This window comes from Mycobacterium sp., assembly GCF_032159565.1.
Classification (GTDB): domain Bacteria; phylum Actinomycetota; class Actinomycetes; order Mycobacteriales; family Mycobacteriaceae; genus Mycobacterium.
Map to the genome: position 1 here is coordinate 23,769 of NZ_JAVHWR010000212.1, position 6,672 is coordinate 30,440.

Here is a 6,672-nt window from a genome sequence, read left to right on the forward strand (position 1 = left end):
CAGCGCTATGGCAGGTGCCAGAACACCCTGGTGACGAGATAGAACACCACAGACCAGAATGCAAGGGCCGCAATGGAAATAGCTATGCCGCGCCGGTTGTTGTGTGACTCCGGCACATTCGCGGGGGGTCGCAGCCAGCGCTTCAGCAGCGGGTTGACGTAGTACGGCATCGTCACGAAGGTCATGGCGAAGCTGGAGAACAGGTTTCCGATCAACAGACCCAGCCACAGAGGCATGTGCAGCGGCGACACCGCGAGGGTGAGCAGGACGACCGTGGGATAGAGGCCCACCCATACCGCGACGGACGTCTTGATCTCGGAGGGCGGAGGCGCCTCGTTGCCGTGGTCGTCGAAAGCGAACCAACTGCCGAACGAGTTGTCGATGGTGCGGGACTTGAAGTCGGCGAATCGCTCACCCTCCGCCAACAGTTGCTTGCGCTCGTCGGAGACCAGCCACCTGTCCAGGTCGGCGGCGCTGTCGTAGCGGTAGAGGGCGGTCCACTCCTCCTGCAGCCCGGCGACCGGCCGGAACAACTCCGTGCCGCGGAAGCCGGGGAACTTGCTTTCCGCCAGGCGAAGTCGTTCCTGCCATGCGAGGAAGTCCTCGACGTCCTCCGGAGTCACGCGGTGGCTGACCGCCACCGTCACCAGCGGGTCTGCGGTACGTGCACCGCCTCCGAGAATCTGCTGGGTGCCCGGGCCGTCGAAGAGCTCCTGGCCTGCGGTGAGGCGCTCCTGACGCGAGGCGCTGTTGAGCCAGGCCATCACATGAGGGACGGAGTCGAAGCGGTAGACCACCACCCACTCCGGCTGTACCGGGGTCGGCGGATTGATCTCGGCGCCAATGAAACCAGGATACTTCGACGCCTCGCGGTTGGTGTCCTTCTGCCACTCCTCGAAGCGCAGTTCGGATCCGGCTCGCACCCTCTGCCCGATGATGATGGTGGCAGCGGTCGCGGTGGGATTCCTGATGTCCATCAGTTCGCTGGGATTTCGCGCACGTGAGGAGCAGAGAAGGCCAGAGCGTTGTCGACCAGCCTGCGGTAGATCCGCTCGGGGGTCAGCGGCAACTCACGGTAGCGAACGCCCGTGGCGTCCTGCAGCGCGTTGGCCAGCGCCGGGGCAACCGGGTTGACGTTCGACTCGGCAATTCCCTTGGCCCCCATCGGGCCCACCGAGTCGGCCGTCTCCACCACGAGCACCTCGGTGCGGGGAATGTCGGCGAACGTGGGAATGCGGTAATTGCGCAGGTTGGGGTTGATCATCACCCCGTTCTTGTCGACGTGGAAGTTCTCGGTCAGCGCGAAGCCGATGGCCTGGGCCACCCCGCCCTCGATCTGGCCCCGCACCTGCGCCGGGTTGATCACGACGCCCGCGTCGGCGGCATGAACACTGTAGAGGATGCGGATTTCGCCGGTGAACCGGTGCACCGCGATGCGGAAGCCGTGCGCGTTCGAGGTCACGCTCCGCGGAGATCCGTATGCCTTGCGGGACACCGAGAAGCGGATCCGTCGTTTCCCGGCGGCCGCCAGCAACTCGGCCAGCGGCAGCGCGACATCGCCGCACTGGACGGCGTCGTGCAGCAGCGTGCACGACGCCACCTCGACACCCGCGTGATTGGCGGCGAAGCGCAGGATGCTGTCGCGCAGGGCCGTCGAGGCCTTCTGCACGGCGTTGCCCGAGACGAACAGGCCCGCGCTGGCGAAAGCCCCGGTGTCGAAGCCGGTCCTGTCGGTGTCGGACTGCACAAGGTGCACCCGTGACGGCGTCGTGCCGAGCACGCCGGCCGCGATCTGAACATGTGCAGTGGAGGTACCCTCGCCGAACTCGACCGTGCCAACGGCGATCTCGTAGATACCGTCGTCCCGCAGCGACGCCCACGCCTCGGAGATGTGCTCGGTCGGTGGCGCGGTTTCGTGGATGGAGCTCGCGGTGCCCGTCCCGATCAGCCAGTCTTCGCCGAGCGCGTGACCGTTGGCGCTGCGCTGCAACGCCGCGTCGACCATGTCGATGCATGCGGTCAGCCCGTCCTCGGCGAACATGACGTCGTCGGGATGCTCGCCGATGGCCACCAGCGCATCGCCGGGACGGATCACGTTGCGCCTGCGCAGCTCCATCGGGTCGAGGTCCAGCGCGAGTGCCAGCTCTGTCATGGCGGATTCGACCGCGAACGCCGGCTGGGTCATGCCGTATCCGCGCAGCGCGCCGCTGGGCACCGTGTTGGTGTAGACCGAGTAGCCGTCGAATTTCTTGTTGGCACAGCGGTATTGCATGACCGCGGCTCCGCCCGCGAACAACGTCTCGCCGCCGTGGTTGCCGTAGGCGCCGGTGTTTGAGACGTTGCGGAAGTGCACGGCCGTCAGCGTGCCGTCGGCCTTGGCGCCCAGCCTGACGGTGATCTTCATGGGATGACGCGGTGAGGCGGTAGTGAACTCCTCTTCGCGCGTGTACTCCCAGCACACCGGCCGGCCGATGTCGATCGTCGCCAGCGAGACGAGGTCCTCGGAGATCACCTCCTGCTTGCCGCCGAACCCGCCGCCGACCCGCTTGCAGAACACCCGAAGCTGGTCGGGTCGCAGGTCGAACAGGTGCGACAGCTTGAGCTTGCAGATCGACGGGGACTGCGAGCTGGTCCGCACGTTGAGCCTGCCGTCCTCCATCCAGGCGATCGAGCCGTGCGTCTCGAGATGGGCGTGCTGAACACGTGGTGAGAAGTAGGTGCCCTGATGGATCACATCGGCCTCGGCGAAACCCGCTGCCGCATCACCGACCTCACCGTGCAGCTCGAGCAGGATGTTGTGTTCGGGATCCTGGATGAACGGGTCGTGGGTGCCGTGCAGCTGAGGCGCGCCGTCCTTCATCGCCTCCTCGGGATCGAAGACGGCGGGCAACACGTCGTAGGTGACCTCGACCCGGCGGCATCCCTCCTCGGCGGCGCCGACCGAGTCGGCGACAACGGCGACGACGCGCTGGCCGACGAACCGAACCACGTTGTCGAGGATCAAGGTGTCGTCGGGGTCGACGAGATGGTCGGTGTGGATCGCCGTGTTGAACCTCTTCGTGGGAACGTCTTGCCAGGTGTAGACGCGGTGCACACCGGGCACCGCAAGTGCTGCGGTCTTGTCGATCGACACGATGCGGGCGTGGGCATGTGGTGAGTGCAGCACCTTGAGGTGAAGCATGCCCGCCAAGTCGGTATCCATCGTGAACTCGGCTCGGCCGGTGACCACGTCGGTGGCCGCTGGAGCCCCGACGCTTGTGCCGACCGCTTGGCCCGGTGCGGCTTGCTCGATCTCGACGACGCCGTTGATCGCATCCTCGATCGCCCGGTATCCCGTGCAGCGGCACAGGTTTCCCTTCAGCGCGCGAGGCAGGTTCTGCTTCTGCTCGTCGGTGAACGTGGCCGAGGTCATGATCATGCCCGCGGTGCAGAAGCCGCATTGGAAGCCGGGCGCGTCGCGGAACTGCCGTTGCATCGGGTGCAGGTTCTCGGGTGTGCCGAGACCTTCGATCGTGGTGACCTCGCGTCCGTCGGCGCGAAAGGCGGGTGTGATGCAGCTGTGCACCGGGTCGCCGTCGACCCATACCGTGCAGGCACCGCAATCGCCTGCGTCGCAACCCTTTTTGACGCCATGCCAGCCCAGCGACCGGACGAATGTGCGAAGGCACTGGCCGGGCCCCGGCTCCTCGTCGAAAGCCTTGCCGTTGACGGTGTACGTCATGCCAGCTCCCCCCTGATTTCTTCGGCGAAGTGCCTGGCTAAATGACGCCGGTGGTCCGGTGTGCCGTTCGGGTCGTCGAACCACACGTCCTCGGGAATCGAATCGATGCGCTGTGCAAGCGTGTCCGCATCGGGTACGGAATCGAAGGCGAGCCGGACGGGTCGCGTCGTGCCCGCGGTGATGGTCAGCAGGAGGTCGTCAGTGTCCTGTGTCGCGATCAGGAAGACGGTGGACCGGCCGAGGCGCGTCAACGTGAAGCGCCTGTGGGCGTGGCGTTTTCGCAAAGCACCGGCCGGAATGTCGATCTTGCGCAGAAGCTCGCCGGGCCGCAGTGAGTTTTCGTGATTGCCGGTGACGAAGTCCGCTGCGTCGACGATGCGTTCGGACCCGTCCGTCGACTGCAGCGTGTAGGTGGCCTCGAGTGCGACGGTCATGGTGATCATCGGTCCCGCGGGCAGCGACATGCAGATGTTGCCGCCGACCGTGGCGGCGTTCCACACCTTGAACGATGCGAGGAAGGCCTCGCAACTGGTTCGGAACAACGGCGCCGCAGTCCAGTCGCTCGGTGCCGGAAATTCGTAGAGCCTGCGAATCGTGCACATCGCGCCGATCTCGAGGCCCGCGTCGGTGGCCGTCAGCCCGTCCCAGTCGAGCGGCACCAGGTCGATGAGGCGGCGTACGTCCGGTTGCTGATCGGAAAACAGCCAGGTCCCGCCCGCCAACCACGCATCGCCGTCGCGCCAGTCGCTGCCCGGCTGTCCGGAAGGTCGCCTGACGACCTCGGTGACGGTATTGATGTCCACGTCAATGACCCTTCGAGCGACGGGAGGCGGAATCTCGAGGCCGGCGCAGCCGACGTAGCTGACTCTAACCACTGGCGTCGGTGACCGTCGGTAATTGACACGAGATTCAGGCATTTGCCAGGGGCGATGTCGCAATTACGCGCGACAAGCTAAAGTTGAGCGGAACAGACTCAACCTTGACGGCGTTGAGGCTAACGACAAGCATTTTCTCATCCCTTTGAGGACGGAACGGAGGTAGTCGTGGATTCTTTCAACCCGACGACCAAGACCCAGGCTGCGCTCACCGCGGCGCTGCAGGCGGCGACCACCGCAGGCAACCCGCAGATCATGCCGGCCCACCTGTTGATGGCACTGCTCACCCAGAACGATGGCATTGCCGCCCCCCTGCTGGAGGCCGTCGGCGTCGAACCCGCGACTGTTCGCACCGAGACGCAACGGCTTCTCGACCGGCTGCCCAGCGCCAGCGGCGCCAACTCGCAGCCGCAGCTGTCCCGTGAATCCATCGCAGCGATCACCACAGCACAGAATCTGGCCACCGAGATGGACGACGAGTACGTCTCGACCGAGCACCTGATGGTCGGCCTGGCCACCGGCGACTCGGATGTCGCCAAACTACTCACCGGCCACGGCGCGTCGCCGCAGGCGCTGCGTGAGGCGTTCGTCAAGGTGCGCGGTAGCGCGCGCGTCACCACCCCGGACCCGGAGGGCAGCTACCAGGCGCTGGAGAAGTACTCCACCGACCTCACCGAGCGCGCCCGCGAGGGCAAGCTCGACCCGGTCATCGGCCGCGACAACGAGATTCGCCGCGTCGTGCAGGTGCTGTCGCGTCGCACGAAGAACAACCCGGTGCTGATCGGCGAGCCCGGTGTCGGCAAGACCGCGATCGTGGAGGGACTCGCTCAGCGCATCGTCGCGGGCGACGTTCCCGAGAGCCTGCGCGACAAGACGGTCGTCTCGCTCGACCTCGGTTCGATGGTCGCGGGGTCGAAGTACCGCGGCGAGTTCGAGGAGCGGCTGAAGGCCGTGCTCGACGACATCAAGAACTCGGCGGGCCAGATCATCACGTTCATCGACGAGTTGCACACCATCGTCGGCGCAGGCGCGACCGGCGACTCCTCGATGGACGCAGGCAACATGATCAAGCCGATGCTCGCCCGCGGCGAGCTGCGCCTGGTCGGCGCGACCACGCTCGACGAGTACCGCAAATACATCGAGAAGGACGCCGCACTCGAGCGCCGCTTCCAGCAGGTGTTCGTCGGCGAGCCCTCGGTGGAGGACACGGTCGGCATCCTGCGCGGGCTCAAGGACCGCTACGAGGTGCACCACGGCGTGCGGATCACCGACTCCGCGCTCGTCTCGGCGGCCACGCTGTCCGACCGCTACATCACCTCACGGTTCCTGCCTGACAAGGCCATCGACCTCGTCGACGAGGCCGCATCGCGGCTGCGGATGGAGATCGACTCGCGGCCCGTCGAGGTCGACGAGGTCGAGCGCCTGGTGCGCCGCCTCGAGATCGAGGAGATGGCGCTCGCCAAAGAGACAGATGCAGCATCCGTCGACAGGCTGGAAAAGCTGCGCGCCGAACTGGCCGATCGCAAGGACGAGCTGACAGTGCTGGTTACCCGATGGCAGAACGAGAAGAACGCCATCGACGTGGTCCGCGAGCTCAGGGAACAGCTCGAGCAGCTGCGCGGCGAGGCCGATCGCGCCGAGCGCGACGGAAACCTGGAGAAGGCGGCCGAGCTGCGCTACGGCCGTATCCCCGAGGTCGAGAAGAAGCTCGACGCGGCGCTGCCTCAGGCGGAGGCGCGCGAGGACGTCATGCTCAAGGAAGAGGTCGGGCCCGACGACATCGCCGACGTGGTGTCGGCGTGGACCGGCATCCCGGCCGGGCGCATGCTCGAGGGCGAGACGGCCAAGCTGCTGCGGATGGAAGACGAGCTCGGCAGGCGCGTCGTCGGTCAGAAGAGGGCCGTACAGGCGGTGTCCGATGCGGTGCGCCGCAGCCGGGCAGGCGTCGCCGACCCGAACCGGCCGACGGGCTCGTTCATGTTCCTCGGCCCGACCGGCGTCGGCAAGACCGAGCTGGCAAAAGCGTTGGCGGAGTTCCTCTTCGACGACGAACGCGCGATGGTCCGCATCGACATG

Annotated in this window: 4 protein-coding genes; 1 reads left to right on the forward strand and 3 read right to left on the reverse strand. The window is 66.3% G+C overall.

From position 1 onward, the window contains the following. Positions 1-5: 5 nt before the first annotated feature. Genes QOC76_RS28895 through QOC76_RS28905 form a run of 3 tightly spaced genes read right to left on the reverse strand, consistent with a single transcriptional unit; the run spans position 6 to position 4,524 of the window. Complete coding sequence (locus tag QOC76_RS28895) at positions 6-977, reverse strand: antibiotic biosynthesis monooxygenase (protein WP_526363019.1); 972 nt, start codon at positions 975-977, stop codon at positions 6-8. Continuing rightward, the gene (locus tag QOC76_RS28900) at positions 977-3,721 is read right to left on the reverse strand and encodes a molybdopterin-dependent oxidoreductase (protein WP_526363021.1); all 2,745 of its coding nucleotides are present in this window, start codon (positions 3,719-3,721) and stop codon (positions 977-979) included. The genes QOC76_RS28895 and QOC76_RS28900 overlap by 1 nt, the downstream gene beginning before the upstream one ends. Continuing rightward, positions 3,718-4,524 carry an FAD binding domain-containing protein gene (locus QOC76_RS28905; RefSeq protein ID WP_526363023.1) on the reverse strand — a complete coding sequence of 269 codons (807 nt, stop codon included), beginning with the start codon at positions 4,522-4,524 and terminating at the stop codon, positions 3,718-3,720. The genes QOC76_RS28900 and QOC76_RS28905 overlap by 4 nt, the downstream gene beginning before the upstream one ends. Before the next feature lie 240 nt (positions 4,525-4,764). Here QOC76_RS28905 and QOC76_RS28910 point away from each other — a divergent pair. After that, the coding region (locus tag QOC76_RS28910; protein WP_526363025.1) for an ATP-dependent Clp protease ATP-binding subunit at positions 4,765-6,672 on the forward strand (1,908 nt) is incomplete at its 3' end.